Below are 19569 nucleotides of genomic sequence, written 5' to 3'. Positions count from 1 at the left end.
ACCCCGGGTTTCTTATCGCGTAAGCCGGAACGGGAAATGCCGATGCTCCGGCTTTCACCTGCCCGCCGCAGACCGGGACCGGGTCACTCCCGCAGCATTTCGGTCAGTCGCTGCGCGGCGAAGCGCAATCCGCCCAGGATGCGTTCGGCGATCCTCACCGGAAACCGGCCGGCCGCTGCCGACCGATTCGATCGCGTGCGGCGTCATCGCAACGAGTCGTTCGACGATCGGTGTAGCGATATCGCCAAGCAGGCAATATTCGGCCATCGCAGTAAAGTGCCGGCGCATAATGTCGCGCATTGCATAGTGCTTGCGCTTGCCGTGCATCGCCATCGCGAGCTTGGCCTTGTTCAACGCGCCGCCTCGACGGGGTCGCATCGCATGGTGCGTGCACTCGGTCGCAATGAGAACAGGCGCCGAAACTTTGGAGCCCGAATAATCGACCCAGCGATATCGGGCCCGACATTCGTCGTCGAGCCCTGCCATCACACTTTTCTCATGCGGATGTGGGGTCCGCTGACGCGTGCGCCCGGCGCAACGCCGCGCACGCGTCTCGACGACGTGTCAGCCGGACGTCAGCGCACCGGATTCGCGGAGGCCGTACGCTGCACGATCTCGACCCAGAGCACGTTGATCGTCTCGACCGGCGTCCATGCCGGGTTGGACGTATGCGGCTGCAGGCACCGGTATGCGCTGCCCTGGTAACTGACCTCGTCCCCGGTCGAATACGCCACGCCGGATTCCCACGCCGGTCGGATGCCGGTATCTCCCTGTGTGCGCGCGATCAGCACGTTGCTCGGCAGCGAAAGCCAGTCGCGCGAATCCACGGCCGCGACGAAGTAGCGATACTCCGTGCTGGCCGCGAGACCCGTATCGACGAACTCGAGCCTCGGCGGTACGGTCTCGCCGACCGGCACGCCGTTGCGATACACGCGATACAGCTTGATCGGATGACTGCCGGTGGACTCGCCCCACATCAGATGCACCGACTGCGCGGTTTCTCCCATCGAATGCAGGTGCGTCGGCGCCTTCGGCGGATGCGGTTCGCCGTCGCCGAACGTGCGAATGGTGATGCTGTCGCTCGGGCTCGACTGCGTACCGTCGATGTCGGTGGCGCGAACGTGGTACGCGTACGCGGTATCGGGATCGAGCGGCCGGTCGACAAAGCGTGTCGTTCCGGCGTCGACCTTGACGAGAAGGCGATCGTCGCGATAGACCGAGTAAAAGTCGAGCGGCAGCGCACTGCTCGAAGGCAGCCAGTTCAACTCGATCGACAACGTCGTGATTTCACCGGCCTGCAGATCCCGCGGCGGCGTCGGGCGCGGGCCGCCGCCAGCGCTAAACTCGAAATCGACGACCTGGTAGAACGCATTGCCCGTGTTGGCCACTTCCCACACGGCCAGAACGACGTGGTAGCCCTCCCGTTCCGGCAGCACCACCTCGTGCGTGGTGGGCGCAGGCGGCCACAAGCCGTCCTCGTGCTCCCAATACGGCTCCAGCAGATACTCCACCCGGTGGAACGGCTCGGCTTCGAACTGGTCGCGGCTCAGCTTGCGCTGCGGATCCCAGTTCCGCTTCGTGATGAAGTAGTTCCAGCGTCGCGCCGCATGGCGCGCCGAATAATCCCATGAAAACGGGATCACGTCGCCGGGGCTGGCCGGATGCTTTCGCCAGTGCGTGCCGGGCTCGTCGAGAAACAGCGCGGCCGGGAAGCCGCCGCTCGCGAGCTGGCCGTCGGCCGGCGGCAGGTTGTTGACGACGTCCGAGGAAATGACCGGATCGGGCAGACCGGCCGCCGCAGCCGGAAAGAACTTCCCGGCTTCGAGACTGTTCACATCGTAGTAACTCAGTTTTCCGTCGAGGTACGCGAACATCGCGCGCGACTCGGGGGAAAACACATGCCCATGACGCACTTGCTTGCTGCGAACGTTGGCCATATCGTGATGCTCCGTTGAGTTGGCGTAGGCGAGCGGAACCGCACGCATCATCGCGTGACCGGCTGCGCCAGCCAAAGCATGTCGGCGAGAGGCGGCAGCCAGAACCGGTTCGACGTGTGTTCCTGGATGCAGATGTAGCGGACGCGTTCGTAGGTCACGCCATCGCCGCGGTCATACCACGCGTCCTCCTGCCAGGACGGAAATTCGCCCGGGCCCGAGCCGGATTCGGTCGTCACCGTCACGGCTTCGCTGCGCTCGGACATCTCGCCGCGGGCATCGGTCGCGCTGACCTGATACCGATATGTGGCGCCGGCCTGCAGCCCGGTGTCGACATACGATCGCGTCGTCGTGTCGGCGATCCGGTCGTCGTTCCGGTAAACCGTATAGCGAACGATCGGCTGCGGGCCCGATGCGGCCTGCCAGGCAAGCGACACGCTGTGCTGCGTCTGGCTCGGCGAATGCAGGCCGGTCGGCGCGGCGGGCCGCTCGCCCGGCCCGCCGCCGCCCGTCAGGAAGCCGTAGCGACGCGCGAATTCCCAGTTGTAGCGCCGGCCGTTCTTGTCCACGCCGTCGTCCCAGCTCGCCGACCAGGTCATCAATCCGCGAATCGGCAGACGCGCGTCGTCGAGCCGCTTCAGCGCACCGATCGCCGCCTGCGCGTCGATCACGTAGCCGGTGGCCGCGGCGTCAGGATTACTGGGCAGGCCGATCGCGAACCGGTCGTGCGCAATCCGGGCGAAGCCGCGCGTGCCCGATACGATGCTTTCGGTGAGGTAGTAGAGAAAGTCCTCTTTACGCGCGTCGTCGTTTTGCGTCAGATAACCGACGCCCTCCACCCAGATGCCGTCGCCGCCCTGGTTGTAATACTGCGGCGCGATAAAATCGTAGTAACCATCGAGTGCATTCAGGTAGGCGAGATAAGCCCCATTTTCCCGCAAATACGGAAACTCGGGCGCCATGGAAATAATGAAATGCCGGCCTTCCTTCTCATAATGCTCACGGACCATTTTAAGCGCGGCCGGGATTACCGTCCGGTTGTCCGCCAGCGTAATCGCCGACTGCTCGAGGTCGATATCGAGTCCGTCGAAGCCGTAGGTTTCGACGAGGCGGATGATCTCGTATGCGAGCGGCTCCTCCTGCCCGGCATGAAGCTCGATATGCGCGTCCGCGCCGCCGAGCGAAATCAGCACCGCGCGCTGTTGCGCATTGAGCACGCCCACCTGCCGGCGAAACGCCTCGTCCGACAGGTTGTACGGACGGAAAGTCGGGATGCCGTGCCCTTTCATGAAGGCGACCGCCACGACGTTGTACGCTTCCGGGATATCCGTCAGCGGGATCTCCGCGAACCGGCCGCCCTGATACCCTTGCCCCGCATCGGACGGCCAGTTGTGCCAGAACCCCATCAGGATCTTCCTGCCCGACAGGTCCGGCATCGCGGACGCATCGTCCACCGACGCCCGTCGCAACTGTTGAACGACTCCTGGATTCAGCATGAGCACCTGCTCCTTCTCGTGTGTCATACAACCGACGTGCGCGCAATGCGCGCCCCGACGACGCCATGGGGCACCTGCCCGACTGCATCGCTGCGCACTCCCTGGCGGCGGATTCACGGCAGGCAATCCGTCCGTCACTTATCCGCCCCGTCAGCAGGACAAATAATTCGAATCTCATAACGACGCCGCATTATGCGCACACAATCCACCGATACAATCCAGGTGAAAATAAAAACAAACCCGGCAAATCAATTTTATTGACAAAAATCAAAACACCCCCATCCACCAAGTCAACAATTAACTCCATTTAAAAATAAAACGATCCCACTGTTTTTTTAATCCCTGAATAAAATTGATTGCCGTTTCGATCCGCGCAATCAATCGCATGAAAAGCCGCGGCTGGCCACGATCGGGGGCCGGGCGCCTACCGGCCGCCGTGTCGGGTAGAAGATGTCGAGGCCGCCGCCGCGCCCTCCCCGACGCGACACGGAAAAAGCTATTCACGACAGCGCCCGCATAGTTTTTTTTATCTGGTGCCGTTTTTATTGGTTTTGTTAGATGGATGACATTCCGTTATCAAACGACAACGATCTAACAGCCGATGACCTGCGCGTTCGCCCGTACCGTCGAATCCCGCTATGCCGAGCTGACGCCGACGGCCAAGCGCATCGCGAGCTACATGCTCGCGAACCTCGACCGGCTCGGGCTCGAGACGGCCGACCAGATCGCGCAGCAGGCCGGCACGAGCGGCATCTCGGTCGGGCGTTTCCTGCGCAGCGTCGGCTACCGCAATCTCGACGACCTGAAGCGCGAACTGCGCGGCGGCGCCGATCGCCCGTGGATGATCACGGACCGGCTCGACGAATACCGCCGCGTCGCCGGCGCGCAGCCGGCCGAACGCAACGGCAACGGCAGCGACGGCACGCTCGTGTCGTCGCTCGAGCGCGAGCTCGACGCGATCCGCCACGTGTACCGCCTCGCCGAAGGCCCGGTGTTCGCGCAGGTGGCCGACCGGATCGCGCATGCCGACGCCGTGTTCATCCTCGGCATCCAGTCGACGCGCGGCATCAGCAATGCATTCAGCAGCTACCTCGAATACCTGCGCCCGCGCGTGTTCTATTCCGACGGACAGTCGGGCTCGTACGTCGATTCGCTGAACTCCGAATTCGAGCGGCCGTACTGCATCGTCACCGATACGCGCGCGTATTCGCGCAGCGCGCGCCGCTATTGCCAGGCGGCGGCCGAGCTCGGACAGCCGTTCGCGCTGGTCACCGATCTGTATTGCCCGTGGGCGCGCGAATGGCCGGCCGACCTGCTGCAGGTGAAGACCGACGTCGGCCAGTTCTGGGATTCGCTCGCGCCGCTCACCTGCCTGTTCAACCTGCTGATCACGGCCGTGGTCGATCGCCTCGGCCCCGCGATCGACCGGCGCGTCGCGCGCAACCGCGAATTGCAGCGCACGTTCGATCAATTCGAATCCTGAGCGAGCCCGCCCCGCCGATGAACGATCACCGCCTCGTCGAAATCACGCCCGCCACGCACCGCGTCGACATCGATCTCGTCTACGCGACCGACCGCAACCTGACCGGCAAGCCGATTTACCGGCGCGCACACTGCCTGCTGCTCGAGCCGGCCGAAGCCGCATTGCGGCGCGCAGTCGACGTGGCCGCGCAAGCCGGCTTCACGCTGCGCATCTACGACGCATACCGGCCGCCGCAGGCGCAGCAGGTGCTGTGGGATTTCCTGCCCGATCCGAACTTCGTCGCCGATCTCGGCCGCGGCTCGAATCACAGCCGCGGCACCGCGCTCGACCTGACGCTCGTCGGCGCGAACGGCGAGCCGCTCGACATGGGCACGGGCTTCGACGAGATGGTGGCCGCGTCGGGCCATTTTCACGCGGGATTGCCCGAGCAGGTGCAACGCAATCGCCTGCTGCTGCTCGGCGTGATGCATGCGGCAGGCTTCGCGCACATCGACAGCGAATGGTGGCACTACGAACTGCCCGGCTCGCGTGCGCTGCCGCAGATCGACAACGCGGCGAGCGGCCCGTGGCGCCTGATGTAACGACGATGCACGCCTCCTTTTTCATGCAGGTTCACGTTCAACGACTCTAACGACAGATGGAGAAGCGCCCATGAAACTCCCGATCTCCCGGCTCGTCGCAGCGCTGGCCGCCGCGTCCCTGCTCGCCGCCGTTCCGCTTTCCGCGGCCCATGCGGAAACGCCGAAGGACATGTTCGTGATGGCCACGCTGCTCGACGAATTCACGACGCTCGACCCGGGCGAGATCTACGAGCTGGTGCCGGAAGAATACGTCGCGAACACGTACGACCGGCTCGTGCGCGTCGACCTGCGAGATCCGTCGAAATTCAACGGCGACGTCGCGCAGTCGTGGACGGTCAGCCCCGACGGCCTGACCTATACGTTCAAGCTGCGCTCGGGCCTCAAGTTCCACTCGGGCAACCCGCTGACGGCCGACGACGTCGCGTGGTCGATCCAGCGCGCGGTGCTGCTCGACAAGGGACCGGCCGCGGTGCTGACGGGTATCGGCCTCACGAAGGCGAACGTCGTCGCGAACGTGAAGAAGCTCGACGACGCGACGGTGTCGGTCACGACCGACCGCAAGTACGCGCCGACCTTCGTGCTTAACGTGCTCGGCTCGTGGCCCGCGTCGGTGGTCGACAGGAAGCTGCTGCTGTCGCACCAGCAGGGCAACGACTTCGGCAACGCATGGCTGAAGACCAACGAAGCCGGCTCCGGCGCCTACAAGCTCGTCAAGTGGACAGCCGGCGACAGCATCGTGCTGCAGCGCTTCGACGGCTACCGGCTGCCGCTCGCGATGAAGCGCATCGTGCTGCGCCACGTGCCCGAAGCCGCGAGCCAGCGGCTGCTGCTGGAAAACGGCGACGTCGACGCGGCGCGCGACCTGAGCCCCGACGATCTGGCATCGGTCGTGAAGTCGGGCAAGGCGAAGGTGGCGGCCTCGCCGCAGGCGACGCTGCTGTATCTCGGCCTGAACACGAAGAACCCGACGCTCGCGAAACCCGACGTGCAGGAAGCGCTGAAATGGCTGGTCGACTACGCGGGCATCCAGTCCAACGTCGTGAAGACGACCTACAAGGTGCACCAGACCTTCCTGCCCGATGGCTTCCTCGGCACGCTGAATTCGAACCCGTACAAGCTCGACGTCGCGAAGGCGAAGGCGCTGCTCGCGAAGGCCGGCGTGCCGAACGGCTTCTCGGTGACGATGGACGTGCGCAACGACTATCCGTATACGGAGATCGCGCAGGCCGTGCAGGCGAACTTCGCGCAGGCGGGCATCAAGGTGCAGTTGATCCCCGGGGACAACAAGCAGACGCTCGCGAAATACCGCGCGCGCCAGCACGACATCTACATCGGCGAATGGTCGGCGGACTACATCGATCCGCACAGCAACGCGCAGGGCTTCGCGTGGAATCCGGACAACACCGACAAGTCGAGCTATAAAATGCTGGCCTGGCGCAACAGCTGGGACATCCCGCAACTGACGAAGGAAACCGACACCGCGCTCGCCGAACCGACCGCCGCGAAACGCGCGCAACTGTATCAGGCGATGCAGAAGGAAGTGCTTGCGCGCTCGCCGTTCGTGATCATGTTCGAGAAAGTCGCGCAGGTCGCGACGCGGCCGGGCGTGAACGGGCTCGAAGTCGGGCCGATCAACGACCTGGTGTCGTACCGCAACCTGAAGAAGCAATAAGATTCGCCGCATGTCGACCCCCGCCTCCTCCCTCGAAGCCCTGCGCACGCTGCCCGCGCGGCGCCCGGCCGTACGCTGGGCGCTGCGCGTGCTGCGCTGGGCGATCACGCTCGCCGTCACGTTCGCGGGGCTGCTCGCGCTGACGTTCGTGATCGGCCGCAAGGTGCCGATCGATCCCGTGCTCGCGATCCTCGGCGATCGCGCGTCGGCCGAGGCGTACGCGGCCGAGCGCATCGCACTCGGGCTCGACAAGCCGCTCGCCACGCAATTCCTGATCTATGCGCGCGACGTGCTGCACGGCAATCTCGGCGTGTCGCTGCTGACCGCGAACCCGGTGCTCGACGACATCAGGCGCGTGTTCCCGGCCACGCTCGAACTGGCGACGATCGCGACGCTGATCGGCATCGCGATCGGCGTGCCGCTTGGCGTCGCGGCCGCCGTGAAGCACAACCGCCCGATCGATCACATCGCGCGCTTCGTCGGGCTGATCGGCAATTCGGTTCCCGTGTTCTGGCTCGGGTTGATGGGGCTGCTGCTGTTCTACGCGCGGCTGCACTGGGTCGGCGGCCCCGGCCGGCTCGATCCCGTGTACGACGGGATGGTCGACCCGCGCACGGGCAGCCTGCTGCTCGACGCGGCACTGGCCGGCGAGTGGGACGTGTTCCGCAACGCGGTGTCGCACATCGCGCTGCCGGCCGCGATCCTCGGCTACTACTCGGTCGCGTATCTCAGCCGCATGACGCGCTCGTTCATGCTCGACCAGCTGAGCCAGGAATACATCGTCACCGCACGCGCGAAGGGTCTGTCCGAGCGGCGCGTGATCTGGCGGCACGCGTTCGGCAACATCGCGGTGCCGCTGCTCACGGTGATCGCGCTCACGTACAGCAACCTGCTCGAAGGCTCGGTGCTGACCGAGATCGTGTTCGCGTGGCCGGGGCTCGGCTCGTACCTGACCGGCGCGCTGCTGAACGCCGACATGAACGCCGTGCTCGGCGCGACGCTCGTGATCGGCGCGATGTTCATCACCGTCAACCTGCTGACCGACGCGCTGTACCGCGTGTTCGATCCGCGTGCGCGCTGAGGGCCGCCCGACATGAACGCTTTCCCCCCGCTTCTTTCATCGTCCATGCCGAAGGCCGTCCAATCATGAGCGCCGAGCGTCTCTCCCTGCGCGCGTGGCTGTTGTCCGACGCGCCCGCCTCGCGCTCGCAGGCCGCCTTCGGCCTCGCGTACCGACGCTGGCGCCGGTTCGCCACGAATCCGCTCAACCTGTTCGGGCTCGCGATCCTGCTCGCGCTGATCGCGGTCGCGATCGTCGGCCCGCTGATCACGCCGCACGATCCGCTGCGCCAGGTGCTGGCCGACCGGCTGCTGCCGCCCGGCTCGCCGTCGCACTGGTTCGGCACCGACCAGCTCGGCCGCGACATCCTCTCGCGGCTGATCGCCGGGTCGCGCCTGACGCTCGGCATCGCGCTGCTCGTCGTCGTGATCGTCGTACCGATCGGCCTCCTGATCGGCACGACGGCCGGCTATTGCGGCGGCTTCGTCGACAGCGTGCTGATGCGCATCACCGACATCGCGCTCGCATTCCCGAAGATCGTGCTCGCGCTCGCGTTCGCGGCCGCGCTCGGCCCCGGCGTGATCAACGCGGTCGTCGCGATCTCGATCACCGCATGGCCCGCGTATGCGCGGCTCGCGCGCGCGGAGACGATCCGCATCGCGCAGGCCGACTACATCCATGCCGCGCGGCTGCAAGGCGCGTCGGGGCCGCGCATCCTGCTGCGCTACATCATGCCGCTCTGCATGTCGTCGGTGATCGTGCGCGCGACGCTCGACATGGCCGGCATCATCCTGACCGTCGCGGGCCTCGGCTTTCTCGGCCTCGGCGCGCAGCCGCCGAGCCCCGAATGGGGCTTCATGGTCGCGTCGGGCCGCAACGTGCTGCTCGACGCGTGGTGGGTCGCGACGCTGCCCGGCATCGCGATCCTGCTCGTGAGCCTCGCGTTCAACCTGCTCGGCGACGGGCTGCGCGACGTCTTCGACCCCCGCCATGGAGCATGACATGCCGATGAATTCCACCGCCGCGCCGGCGCCGCTCTGCGAGATCGACGGGCTGAAGATCGGCTTTCGCGGGCACGACGGCAGCGTCACCGACGCCGTGCGCGACCTGTCGCTGACGCTCGCGCCGGGCGAGCGGCTCGGCATCGTCGGCGAATCGGGCTCCGGCAAGTCGCTGACCGGCCGCGCGCTGCTCGGCCTGCTGCCCGACGCCGCGCGCTGGTCGGCGCGCACGATGCGCTTCGCGGGCCACGACCTGCTCGCGATGTCGCCGCGCGAGCGCCGGCGGCTGTGCGGCAGCCGGATGGGGATGATCCTGCAGGACCCGAAATATTCGCTGAACCCGGTGATGACGGTCGCGAAGCAGATGGGCGAGGCGTTCCGGCTGCACGAGCCCGGCCTGCGCGGCCGTGCGCTGCGCGAGCGGATCGTCGATGCGCTCGCGGCCGTGCAGATCCGCGATCCGGCGCGCGTCGCCGATGCGTATCCGCACGAGCTGTCGGGCGGCATGGGGCAGCGCGTGATGATCGCGATGATGGTGTCGACCGGCCCGCGCCTGTTGATCGCCGACGAGCCGACCTCCGCGCTCGACGTCGCGGTGTCGATGCAGGTGCTCGCGGTGCTCGACGCGATGATCGCGCGGCACGGCACGGGCCTGATGTTCATCAGCCACGACCTGCCGCTCGTGATGTCGTTCTGCGACCGCGTCGCGGTGATGTATGCGGGCCGCGTCGTCGAAACCTGCGCCGCGCGCGACCTGCGCGACGCGTCTCACCCGTATACCCGCGGGCTGCTCGCGGCGAACCCGCCGCTCGCGAACCCGCCCGACGAATTGCCGGTGCTGCGACGCGATCCGGCATGGCTCGACGCCGCATCGTCGGCGTCAGCTACCGCAGCCGCCGATCGACAGGAGGCCGTACGATGATCGACGTCGATCACGCATCGATCCGTTTCCCGACCCGCACGGGTCACGTCGACGCCGTGCGCAACGCGAGCTTCGCGGTGCGCGACGGCGAAGTGTTCGGGCTCGTCGGCGAATCGGGTTCAGGCAAGTCGACGCTGCTGCGTGCGCTGACGGGCCTCGTGCCGCTCGCGTCCGGCAGCCTGTCGATCGACGGCCGCCCGGTCGACGGCACGCCCGATCGCGCGTTCCGCCGCCACGTGCAGATGGTGTTCCAGGATCCGTATGCGTCGCTGCATCCGCGCTTCACCGTCGACCAGACGCTGCGCGAGCCGCTGTCGATCCATGCGATCGGCGACGCCGATGCGCGGATCGCCCGCGCGCTCGCCGAGGTGGGCCTCGGCCCCGCGTTCCGCTTCCGCTATCCGCACCAGTTGTCGGGCGGCCAGCGGCAGCGCGTGGCGATCGCGCGCGCGCTGATCGTCGAGCCGCGCGTGCTGCTGCTCGACGAGCCGACGTCCGCGCTCGACGTATCGGTGCAGGCCGAAATCCTGAACCTGCTGCGCCGCCTGCATCGCGAACGCAACCTGACGATGATCCTCGTCAGCCACAACCTCGCGGTGATCGGCTTCCTGTGCCAGCGCGTCGCGGTGATGCAGCACGGCGAGATCGTCGAGCAGCTGCGGGTCGAGGACGTGCGGGCCGGGCAGGTCGCACGCGACTACACGCGCACGCTGCTGAACGCGACCGAAGGCTACCGCCGGCTCGACCCGATCGCCGGCGCCCCCACGACCTGACTCGCGTCGCCCCGCGATATCGCGACCGGCCGCACGTGCGACCGTTGCATGACCTGCGTCTCCCGCAACGTCGCCCGTCGGCCGGTCATGCCCGCGTCGATCCGCTGCGATTGACGAATACCGAATAGCGCGACCAACGAAATCGGTGCCTCGCCGACTTCGGTAACGGGACGAGCATGCTCGCCCGCTCCCTCCTGCCTGCGCCCTCCTGCTCGGCCCCTCGCCCCGCCTGAAAGGCCGCTACTGGCGACCCAAACAACTTAGTACGCGTACTAGTAAAAAAGCTTATCAATTCGTACCCGTCAAATTACAAAATCATTACATGGCAAGCATAATTCAATCCGAAACGCGCCATTCGTAGTTTTAAATTCACCTCGCGCTTTCGATCGTCGAACTTTATTTGGAGTTGTTAAATATGAAGAACCTCAAGCGCAGCGCTATCCCGTTCCTCCTCGTCGCAGCCGGCGTCGCCTTCTCGTCCGCCGCTCACGCATCGGACGGCACCATCAACTTCAACGGCAAAGTCGTCGCGTCGACCTGCAGCGTCGAAGGCGGATCGGACCTCACCGTCCCGCTGCCGCCGGTCAGCACCACGGCGCTGGCCGACGTCGGCTCCGTCGCCGCTCGCAGCGCATTCTCGCTGGCGCTCAAGGGCTGCGCGACCGGCGATGAAAATCCGGTGAAGGTCGGCGTCATCTTCGAGAACGGCACGAACGTCGATCAGTCGAGCGGTCGTCTGACGATCGATGCGGGCGACAAGGCCGCGGAAGGCGTCCAGATCAACGTGCTGGACGACCAACAGAAGCTGGTCCCCATCGGCGCGCAGACGCCGGCCAGCACGCAGCTCGCCACCATCGGCACCGATGGCACCGCGAAGCTCAACTACTTCGCCGAGTACTACGCGTCCGGTGCCGTGAAGGCCGGCGACGTCAACTCGCGCGTCGAGTACTCGCTGATCTATCAGTAAGGCCCGACGCGTGGAGGTCGCCGTGTCGGCGATCTCCCCCCGTCGCGTCGCGCGGTGCGGACAACCCCGGTTTCCGCCCGCTTTCTCCCAACGATCCGACTCTCCCCGCCTATGAAACTGTTGAAGCTCTTCCGTACGCTGACCCTGGCCGTCACCGCATTCGCGTCGCAAGCCGACGCAAGCGTCGTGATCGCCGGCACGCGCGTGATCTTCCCGTCCAGCGAGCGCGAGGTCACGATCCAACTCACGAACGACAGCAAGCGTCCGGCGCTGGTGCAGGCGTGGCTCGACGACGGCAATAGCAGCGCGTTGCCCGAGAACGTCGACGTTCCGTTCACGCTGACGCCGTCGGTCTTCCGGATGGAATCCGGCAACGGCCAGACGCTGCGCCTCGTCCACACCGGCGAACCGCTTCCCGCCGACCGCGAATCGCTGTTCTGGCTGAACGTGCTCGAAGTGCCGCCGAAGGCATCCGCGGAAAACAACCGGAACCGCATCCAGCTCGCGGTCCGCTCGCGTATCAAGATCATGTATCGCCCCGACGGGCTCGCAGGCAGCGCCGACGATGCGCCGATGCAGCTCGACTGGCGCGTGGTTCGCACGGCTGACGGCTACGCGCTCGAGGCAAGCAATCCGACACCGTTCGTCGTCAATTTGGGCAGCGTCCTGCTGAATGCCGCCGGCCGCAAGCATGATGCCGGCATGGGCTACGTGCTGCCCCGAAGCACACAACGATTCCCGATCAAGCAGCTCGCCGGCGCGCCCGCCGCGGGTGCAACGGTCGAGTTCGGCGGCATCAACGACTGGGGCCGGTCCATCGACGTCAAGCGTCCGGTCAGCATCGCCCCGTAGCACGGTCGAAGCCGGTAGCGCGCATCACGGGCGCGTCCGACCGCTTCTCCCCCTTTCGTCCGCCGCTCTTCCCGCCGTCCCGACCAGACGGCCCTGAATCCCCGGATTCGACATTCGCCACGCAGCCGCGCACGCCCGCGCGACTGCGCAGGCTAAACGCGTCCGCGCGATTCGACACTATCTGGAGTACTGCTCATGACCACGACTCGACTGCCGCGCCATACCGTGGCCGACATGCCCAAGATCAAGCCGATCCATCTGCTGGTGGTGGCTTGCGTTGGCGCGTGGTCGAGCGAGGGTCGCGCGACCGCTCAATCCGCCGCCGGGAGCACGCTCGCGCAAGTCGAGTTCGACGGCGCATTCATGCAGAATCGCCTGGGCCGGAATTTCGACGTCTCGCGCTTCGCGCAGCGCAACGTCACGGCCCCGGGCGTGTACACCGCCGACATCCATGTCGGCGCCGACTGGATCGGCCGCTACGACGTGCGCTTCGCGGCCGCGCCGGACACGGGCGACGCCCAGCCGTGCTTCGACCGCACGCTGCTCGAACGCGTCGGCGTCGATTTCGGCAAGCTCGCGCCGGAAGTCGTCGCGGCGCTCGACGGCGAGCGCGCATGCCTGCGGATCGAGCAAGTCGTGCCGGAGGCAAGCGCGGCGTTCGACTTCACGCGCCAGGTACTGCGGCTCTCGATTCCGCAGGCATCGCTCGCGCGCAAGGCGCGCGGCTACGTGAACCCCGATCAGTGGACCGCCGGCGAAACCGTCGGCCTGCTCGGCTACAACTTCAACCTCTATTCGTCGAAGGCCAGCGGCCATACCACCCAGACGCAAGGCTACCTCGGCCTGAACGGCGGCGTGAATCTCGGCAGTTGGCGTTTTCGCCACGAAGGCTCGTTTGCATGGTCGTCGCGCGGCCAGAGCCACTACCAGAATCTCGCGACCTATCTCCAGCGCGACCTGCCGTCGCTGTCGTCGCAACTCGTCATCGGCGAAAGCTATACGTCCGGGGAGCTGTTCGATTCGACGCAGTTCCGCGGCGTGCGCCTGTCGACGGACGACCGGATGCTGCCCGACTCGCTGCGCGGCTATGCGCCCGTGGTGCGCGGTATCGCGAACAGCAATGCGAAGGTGACGATCCGCCAGAACGACGTGACGATCTACGAAACGACGGTCGCGCCGGGCAATTTCGAAATCGACGACCTGTATCCGACCGGGTATGGCGGCGACCTGGAGGTGTCGGTCTCCGAAGCCGACGGCTCCGTGCACACGTTCTCCGTACCCTATGCGGCCGTGCCGATGTCGCTGCGGCCGGGCATCAGCCGCTACAGCTTCGTCGCGGGCGCGCTGCGCAATTCCTACGGATCGAGCCAGCCGCTGTTCGCGCAGGCCACGTACCAGCGCGGCCTGACCAACCTGCTGACGGCCTATGGCGGCGTCACGCTTGCGGGCGGTTACGCATCCGCGATGCTGGGCGGCGCCCTCAATACGTCGTTCGGTGCATTCGGCACGGATGTGACGCATGCCATGACCTCGATTCCCGGCGAGAAGCGCTACAGCGGTTCGAGCGTACGCGTCAGCTATGCGAAATCCGTCGAAACGACCGGCACCGACATCGCCCTTGCCGCGTATCGGTATTCGACGGACGGCTATTTCGGTCTCAACGATGCAATGCAGGCGCGCGATGCCGTGCGGGACGGCCGCCCGGCCAGTTCGGTCTGGCGTCAGCGCCATCGCGCGTCGCTGGCGCTCACGCAGCGCCTCGGCGCGACCGGCGGACGCATCAACGCCACGGCATCGGCCGTGAACTACTGGAACCGCTCCGGTTCGGACGTCAACTATTCGATCGGCTATACGAACCAGTTCCGCAACCTGTCCTATAGCCTGACGGCCACGCGGCAGCGCAACGCCGGCGGCGACATGAGCACGCTCTATTACGCGAGCGTCACGATCCCGTTCGGCCGCGCGCGCCCGGTGACCGTCACCGGCAACGTGTCGCACGACTCGCTCGGCCGCACCCGGCTGCAGTCGACGCTGTCCGGGTCGCTCGGCGAGGATCACGCGCTGTCGTACAGCGTCAGCGCGAACCATTCGACCGGGTCGGGCTCGGTCACCGACGGCAGCGCCAACGTCACGTACCGCACGCGCATGGCCGAAATCAATGCCAGCGCGGGTGCGGGCACGGAGTTCCAGCAGGGTTCGCTCGGCGTGCGCGGCGCGTTGGTCGCGCACCGCGGCGGCATCACGTTCTCGCAGCCGTTGTCCGAAACGTTCGCGATCGTCGAGGCACCGGGTGCGGCCGGCGCGCGCGTCACGAACGCGTCGGGCGTCAAGGTCGACGGCAACGGTTACGCCGTCGTGCCGTACCTGACGCCGTACAGCCTCAATACGGTCGCGCTCGACCCGAAGGGGATCTCGATGGACGTCGAGCTGAAGGAAACCAGCCGGCAGATCGCGCCGCGCGCCGGTGCGGTGCCGCTCATCCGGTTTGCCACCGACACCGGCCGTGCCGCGCTCGTCCGGGCACCGCAGGCCGACGGTACGCCGTTGCCGTTCGGTGCCACCGTGCACGACGAGACGGGCAAGGAAGTCGGGGTCGTCTCTCAAGCGAGCAAGATCTTCGCACGCGGGCTCGCCGACAGCGGGTCGCTCACGGTTCAATGGGGCGCCGACCATCGCTCGATCTGTCGGATCGCATACGACCTGCCGGTCGCGGACCATCGCCGGCAATCGTCCGGCATCCAGACCGTCACGAGCGTCTGCCAGGCCGATGCGACGACCGCCGCCACTCAATAAGGAATCGATATGACCACCCTCTACGCATCGTCCGCATCGCCCCGGGTGACGAGCCGGGCAGGCATCGCGCATCTGCGCGGCACACGTGCCGGTATTGGCCGACGCGCGGCGCGCATGATCGCGGTTGCGTCGACCCTTGTGCTCGCATGCACCGCATTTGCGACCGACGCGGCTGCGGAGACCCTGTATGCCTTCGGGCAGGCGACGTTGTCGAGCCCGTCGAACGCGCCGGCCGGAACCATCGTCGCCCGTCAGTACTTCACGCCCGAGGACATTTGTGGCAAGAGCACATGCCAGATCACTGACACCACGATGAACTCGAAGGGCAGCGTGTGGGGCAGCACCACCGGTCCCGACCTGGACACCAACGTGTCCGGCCTGTCGACGCGGATGCTGATTGACGGCCAGGTGGCCACCTCGAAGACGAAAGCAACACTGCGCGATAGGCTCGAGATACAGTTGTTTCGCAACAGCGGCCAGCCGAAGGACGGTTCGCTCAATGCGGGCTCCTTCAACGGGTATTACTACATCCATTACAAGTCCGGCCTCCTCGGTCAAACGACAATCATCCACCTCGCCGCGAACGTCAGCTTCATCAACGGAACGTGCTCGGTTTCCGACCAGAACGTCACGCTGCCGACAGTGCAGAACCGCGACTTCAACGGCGTGGGCTCGACTGCAGGCGCCACCGATTTTCACGTGCAGTTGAACAACTGCCCGGCCGGCTACAACCGTATCGGATACCAGCTGGACCCGCTGGACGACGTGGTCGTCGGCGTGCCCGGCGGCATGCGGTTGCGTCCGGGTGCGACGGCCCGCGGCATCGGCATCCATATCGCCGATGCCGCGACCGGGCAGCCGCTGATGCTGCGACAATCGCACACGGTAACGAACTACAACCGGGCCACCGGCGGATCGCCGTCGATTCCGCTCCGGGCGTCGTACCTGCAAACGGATGCGACGATCGGCGGCGGCTCCGTTCATGCCGCGGCGCAGGTCCTGCTCGATTACCAATGAACGGCAGGCACTGCCCGGCCGCCCCGACATCCGCACGACACGGCGTCATGCGATACTCGGCGCACCGCGCGGTGATTTCCCGACGCCGGGAACCTCGGTGCGCCGCGCCGGTCCACTTCCCTTCGTCAACAGCACAACGGCTATAAGGAGGCATTCATGCTGCAATTCATCGAAACCCTGGTCGTCGGGCTCATCGTCGGCCTCCTCGCCCGCGCGCTCAAGCCGGGCGACGACAAGATGGGCATCCTGATGACCATCGTGCTCGGCGTCGTCGGTTCGCTGGTGGCCGGCTATATCGGCCGCGCCGCCGGCTGGTATGCGCCGGGCCAGGGCGCCGGCTGGATCGCGTCGATCATCGGCGCGATCGTGCTGCTCGTCGTCGTGGGTGCGATCCGCAAGCGCGCGAGCTGAACACCGCACGCCGCGCCTCATGGCAAAACGGCCGCTCAGTCAACGAGCGGCCGTTTTCTTTTGGCGAATCGTGATTCCCGGGATCGTCGAATCGTTGAGTCCTCAACGATTCACCGGCAAATCGCGCATCCATCGGCGCGCCTCGTCCGAACTTACATCATCGGCAATACCCTGACTTGCGGCCGCACAAATTTGAGATAAATTGAATGAACCAACCCGGCGTCATTTGCTCGTCGCCGCTATTTCCGGTTTTTCACTCAAGAGGTTCGATGAAGTTGCCGTTTACGCATACAGCACCGCAGCGTTGACGGACTGCCACCCGAGCGGCCGCGCTGCGACGCGCTTCCTCTCTGGAGCCTGTCATGAAGCATCGTGTGTTCGCCTCGTTCGCCCTGGCTGCCTCGCTTCTGGCCTCGTCCTCGTCATTTGCCGCCGGCACGTCCGGCATCATCTACTTCTCCGGCATGATCGTCGAGCCACCGTGCGCGTTCGCGCTCGATACGGCCGACGCCGCGCATGCGCACGTGCGCCCCGACTGCCCGCGTCCCGCGAGCGGACAAGTCGCGTTCGTCGACGCGGCCAGCCTGCGCACGATCAAGACCACGACCTTTACGCAGGCCTCCCGCGCAATCGTTTTACCTGACCGTCCGGGCAACGCGCACGCACCGATGATCGCCGTCGTGACCTACCAGTAAAGCCCGCCGCGGCGCCGCGGCGCCGCGCGTCAGTCGCGATGGCGCGCGATCCAGTCGCTGAACGCGCGGATCTTCTGCTGGTTGCCGAGGTTCTCGGGGTAGACGAAGAAGTAGCGTGCGCCCGTTTCGAGCACGATGTCGAACGGCCGTTCGAGCCGGCGCGCGCTGACGTCGTCGTCGACGAGCGTCACGTCGCCGATCGCGATGCCGAAGCCCTGCATCGCCGCGTTCGTCGCCAGATCGAGCGTGTCGAACGTCGGCCCGCGCGCGGGATCGACGCCGCGCTCGCCCGCATGGTCGAGCCAAGCGCGCCAGTCGCGATGGTCGCGCGTCGGATGCAGCAACGTATGGCGCGCGAGATCGCCGATCGTGCCGAGCGGCGACGCCTGCCGCAATTCGGGCGCGCACACCGGTGTCAGCCGCTCGTCGAACAGCGGCAGCGCGACGACGCCCGGGCCCGGCGACGTGCCGTAGACGATCGCCGCATCGAACGGCTCGCTCGAGAAATCGACGACGTGCTGCCACGTGGTCGTGATCTGCACGTGGAGATCGGGATGTTCGCCCTGGAAGCGCATGATGCGCGGCAACATCCAGCGCATCACGCAGGTCGGCACCTTCAGCGCGAGATCGGTGCGCTGCCGCGTGAGCTTCATCGAGATGTCCTCGATCCGCGCGAAGCTCTCGTCGACCACCGGCAGCAACTGCTCGCCCTCCGCCGTGAGCGTGAGGCCCTTCGCATGCCGCTTGAACAACGGAAAACCGTAATGCGCCTCGAGCGTCTGGATCTGCCGGCTCACCGCGCCCTGCGTGATGCACAGCTGCTCGGCCGCGCGCGTGAAGCTGCGGTGGCGAGCCACCGTGGAGAAGATCTGCAGCGCGTGCAGGGGCGGAAGTCGGCGCATGGCGAACGGGAAACGGAAAACGGCGCGGAAGGATCGCGCGCCGACACCGGCGCGCGCTGACCGACACGATAAGCCAAACGCCGGCTTCGCGCGAGACGGCGCAGGCTCAGGCCGTCGCGGCAAGCGCGCCCGCGGCGATGCGCGCCGCCGACGCGACGACGTCCGCGCGCGCCGCGGCACCGGCCTGCGGCTGCGTGAACGACACGGCCATCACGATCGGCGCACGCGACGGCGGCCACAGCACCGCGACATCGGTCGTCGTGCCGTAGCCGCCGGTGCCGGCCTTGTCCGCGATGCGCCAGCCGGGCGGCACGCCCGCCGCGATGCCGGTCGCCCCGCGTGCGCCGCCGGCCAGCCATTCGGTCAGTTGCGCGCGCTGCGGTTCGCGCAGCGTGTCGCCGAGCAGCAGCCGCTGCAGCGTGTCGACCATCGCGACCGGCGTCGACGTGTCGCGCTCGTCGCCGGGCACGGCCTGGTTCAGTTCGGGCTCCCAGTGATCGAGGCGGAACGTGGTGTCGCCGCTTTCGCGCGCGAACGCCGTGACGGCCTGCGGGCCGCCGAGCACGCCCATCAGCAGGTTGCCCGCGCCCTTGTCGCCCGACTGCAGCATCGCGGCACACAGCTGCGCGATCGTCATGCCGGTGTCGACATGGCTTTCCGTCACCGGCGAGCCGGACACGATTTCATAGCGGCGGTACAGGATGCGGCGCGGCAGCAGCGATGCGTCGAGCGCGCCGCGCGCGAGCACCGCGGCGGCGGCCATGACCGCATACGTGCCGCACAGCGGGAAGCGTTCGCGCGCATGGTGCGCGATGCGCACGCCGTTCGACGTATCGAGCGCGGCGACGCCGAGCCGTCCGTTCGAGGCCTTGTCGAGCGCGGCGAGCTCGGCTTGCGCGGTGTGGGCGCGCCCCTGGTCGGCCACCGGCGCGGACGTGCATGCGGCGACGAACGGCGCGGCAACGGCGGCGAGCAACAGCGAGCGGCGTGTCGGAGAGTGTTCCATGGAT

18 protein-coding genes are annotated in these 19569 nt (G+C 66.6%); 13 read left to right on the top strand and 5 right to left on the bottom strand.

The features are described 5' to 3' along the window. Positions 1-54: 54 nt before the first annotated feature. From HWX62_RS33055 to HWX62_RS10575, 3 genes are all read right to left on the bottom strand, one after another. The gene (locus tag HWX62_RS33055) at positions 55-486 is read right to left on the bottom strand and encodes a hypothetical protein (RefSeq protein WP_244136021.1); all 432 of its coding nucleotides are present in this window, start codon (positions 484-486) and stop codon (positions 55-57) included. A gap of 89 nt (positions 487-575) precedes the next feature. Beyond that, positions 576-1937 (bottom strand): lytic polysaccharide monooxygenase, encoded by a 1362-nt coding sequence (locus tag HWX62_RS10580; RefSeq protein WP_175928644.1) that lies wholly within the window; start codon positions 1935-1937, stop codon positions 576-578. Positions 1938-1984: 47 nt separating this feature from the next. Continuing rightward, a complete protein-coding gene (locus HWX62_RS10575; RefSeq protein WP_244136020.1) occupies positions 1985-3547 on the bottom strand; it encodes a glycosyl hydrolase family 18 protein in 1563 nt (520 codons plus the stop codon). Between the two features lie 484 nt (positions 3548-4031). On the opposite strand from HWX62_RS10575, the gene HWX62_RS10570 reads away from it, so the two are divergent. The 13 genes from HWX62_RS10570 (at position 4032) to HWX62_RS10510 (ending at position 17657) form a co-directional block, all read left to right on the top strand. Then, positions 4032-4913, top strand: coding sequence for a MurR/RpiR family transcriptional regulator (locus tag HWX62_RS10570; RefSeq protein ID WP_175928645.1), 882 nt, complete (start codon positions 4032-4034; stop codon positions 4911-4913). Between the two features lie 17 nt (positions 4914-4930). Continuing rightward, positions 4931-5494 carry a D-alanyl-D-alanine dipeptidase gene (gene ddpX / locus HWX62_RS10565; RefSeq protein WP_175928646.1) on the top strand — a complete coding sequence of 188 codons (564 nt, stop codon included), beginning with the start codon at positions 4931-4933 and terminating at the stop codon, positions 5492-5494. 70 nt (positions 5495-5564) lie between these two features. Further along, complete coding sequence (locus HWX62_RS10560) at positions 5565-7166, top strand: ABC transporter substrate-binding protein (RefSeq protein ID WP_175928647.1); 1602 nt, start codon at positions 5565-5567, stop codon at positions 7164-7166. 10 nt (positions 7167-7176) lie between these two features. Further along, positions 7177-8247 (top strand): ABC transporter permease, encoded by a 1071-nt coding sequence (locus HWX62_RS10555; RefSeq protein ID WP_175928648.1) that lies wholly within the window; start codon positions 7177-7179, stop codon positions 8245-8247. Positions 8248-8312: 65 nt separating this feature from the next. Continuing rightward, positions 8313-9227 carry a nickel transporter permease gene (gene nikC / locus HWX62_RS10550; protein ID WP_175928649.1) on the top strand — a complete coding sequence of 305 codons (915 nt, stop codon included), beginning with the start codon at positions 8313-8315 and terminating at the stop codon, positions 9225-9227. Between the two features lies 1 nt (position 9228). Beyond that, a complete protein-coding gene (locus HWX62_RS10545) occupies positions 9229-10149 on the top strand; it encodes an ABC transporter ATP-binding protein (protein WP_175928650.1) in 921 nt (306 codons plus the stop codon). Next, positions 10146-10922 carry an ABC transporter ATP-binding protein gene (locus HWX62_RS10540; protein ID WP_175928651.1) on the top strand — a complete coding sequence of 259 codons (777 nt, stop codon included), beginning with the start codon at positions 10146-10148 and terminating at the stop codon, positions 10920-10922. Before HWX62_RS10545 ends, HWX62_RS10540 begins: the two co-directional genes overlap by 4 nt. Before the next feature lie 415 nt (positions 10923-11337). Next, positions 11338-11889: a fimbrial protein gene (locus tag HWX62_RS10535; RefSeq protein ID WP_175928652.1), complete on the top strand. Its 552-nt coding sequence runs from the start codon at positions 11338-11340 to the stop codon at positions 11887-11889. 111 nt (positions 11890-12000) lie between these two features. Beyond that, positions 12001-12741, top strand: coding sequence for a fimbria/pilus periplasmic chaperone (locus HWX62_RS10530; RefSeq protein WP_175928653.1), 741 nt, complete (start codon positions 12001-12003; stop codon positions 12739-12741). A gap of 195 nt (positions 12742-12936) precedes the next feature. Continuing rightward, positions 12937-15534 (top strand): fimbria/pilus outer membrane usher protein, encoded by a 2598-nt coding sequence (locus HWX62_RS10525; RefSeq protein WP_175928654.1) that lies wholly within the window; start codon positions 12937-12939, stop codon positions 15532-15534. Between the two features lie 9 nt (positions 15535-15543). Continuing rightward, positions 15544-16551: a fimbrial protein gene (locus HWX62_RS10520; protein ID WP_175928655.1), complete on the top strand. Its 1008-nt coding sequence runs from the start codon at positions 15544-15546 to the stop codon at positions 16549-16551. A gap of 156 nt (positions 16552-16707) precedes the next feature. Beyond that, positions 16708-16962 carry a GlsB/YeaQ/YmgE family stress response membrane protein gene (locus HWX62_RS10515; RefSeq protein WP_175875304.1) on the top strand — a complete coding sequence of 85 codons (255 nt, stop codon included), beginning with the start codon at positions 16708-16710 and terminating at the stop codon, positions 16960-16962. Positions 16963-17324: 362 nt separating this feature from the next. Further along, positions 17325-17657, top strand: coding sequence for a type 1 fimbrial protein (locus HWX62_RS10510; protein WP_175928656.1), 333 nt, complete (start codon positions 17325-17327; stop codon positions 17655-17657). Between the two features lie 29 nt (positions 17658-17686). Here HWX62_RS10510 and HWX62_RS10505 read toward each other — a convergent pair whose 3' ends face one another. After that, entirely contained in the window at positions 17687-18559 is an 873-nt protein-coding gene (locus HWX62_RS10505; RefSeq protein WP_175928657.1) for a LysR substrate-binding domain-containing protein, read from the bottom strand. A 106-nt stretch (positions 18560-18665) separates the two neighbouring features. Next, on the bottom strand, positions 18666-19565 hold the full coding sequence (bla, locus tag HWX62_RS10500) for a class A beta-lactamase (RefSeq protein ID WP_175928658.1): 900 nt from the start codon (positions 19563-19565) through the stop codon (positions 18666-18668). Between the last annotated feature and the right edge of the window lie 4 nt (positions 19566-19569).

Origin of the sequence: Burkholderia sp. BCC0506, assembly GCF_902833145.1 — a bacterium.
Classification (GTDB): domain Bacteria; phylum Pseudomonadota; class Gammaproteobacteria; order Burkholderiales; family Burkholderiaceae; genus Burkholderia.
The sequence above is the reverse complement of the archived record's forward strand: the minus strand, read 5'-3'. Positions and strand labels throughout refer to the sequence as shown.

Coding starts and splice junctions, on each gene's coding strand:
- HWX62_RS33055 (WP_244136021.1), bottom strand. CDS start 486: ATGGCAGGGCTCGACGACGAATGTCGGGCCCGATATCGCTGGGTCGAT.
- HWX62_RS10580 (WP_175928644.1), bottom strand. CDS start 1,937: ATGGCCAACGTTCGCAGCAAGCAAGTGCGTCATGGGCATGTGTTTTCC.
- HWX62_RS10570 (WP_175928645.1), top strand. CDS start 4,032: ATGACCTGCGCGTTCGCCCGTACCGTCGAATCCCGCTATGCCGAGCTG.
- ddpX (WP_175928646.1), top strand. CDS start 4,931: ATGAACGATCACCGCCTCGTCGAAATCACGCCCGCCACGCACCGCGTC.
- HWX62_RS10560 (WP_175928647.1), top strand. CDS start 5,565: ATGAAACTCCCGATCTCCCGGCTCGTCGCAGCGCTGGCCGCCGCGTCC.
- HWX62_RS10555 (WP_175928648.1), top strand. CDS start 7,177: ATGTCGACCCCCGCCTCCTCCCTCGAAGCCCTGCGCACGCTGCCCGCG.
- nikC (WP_175928649.1), top strand. CDS start 8,313: ATGAGCGCCGAGCGTCTCTCCCTGCGCGCGTGGCTGTTGTCCGACGCG.
- HWX62_RS10545 (WP_175928650.1), top strand. CDS start 9,229: ATGCCGATGAATTCCACCGCCGCGCCGGCGCCGCTCTGCGAGATCGAC.
- HWX62_RS10540 (WP_175928651.1), top strand. CDS start 10,146: ATGATCGACGTCGATCACGCATCGATCCGTTTCCCGACCCGCACGGGT.
- HWX62_RS10535 (WP_175928652.1), top strand. CDS start 11,338: ATGAAGAACCTCAAGCGCAGCGCTATCCCGTTCCTCCTCGTCGCAGCC.
- HWX62_RS10530 (WP_175928653.1), top strand. CDS start 12,001: ATGAAACTGTTGAAGCTCTTCCGTACGCTGACCCTGGCCGTCACCGCA.
- HWX62_RS10525 (WP_175928654.1), top strand. CDS start 12,937: ATGACCACGACTCGACTGCCGCGCCATACCGTGGCCGACATGCCCAAG.
- HWX62_RS10520 (WP_175928655.1), top strand. CDS start 15,544: ATGACCACCCTCTACGCATCGTCCGCATCGCCCCGGGTGACGAGCCGG.
- HWX62_RS10515 (WP_175875304.1), top strand. CDS start 16,708: ATGCTGCAATTCATCGAAACCCTGGTCGTCGGGCTCATCGTCGGCCTC.
- HWX62_RS10510 (WP_175928656.1), top strand. CDS start 17,325: ATGAAGCATCGTGTGTTCGCCTCGTTCGCCCTGGCTGCCTCGCTTCTG.
- HWX62_RS10505 (WP_175928657.1), bottom strand. CDS start 18,559: ATGCGCCGACTTCCGCCCCTGCACGCGCTGCAGATCTTCTCCACGGTG.
- bla (WP_175928658.1), bottom strand. CDS start 19,565: ATGGAACACTCTCCGACACGCCGCTCGCTGTTGCTCGCCGCCGTTGCC.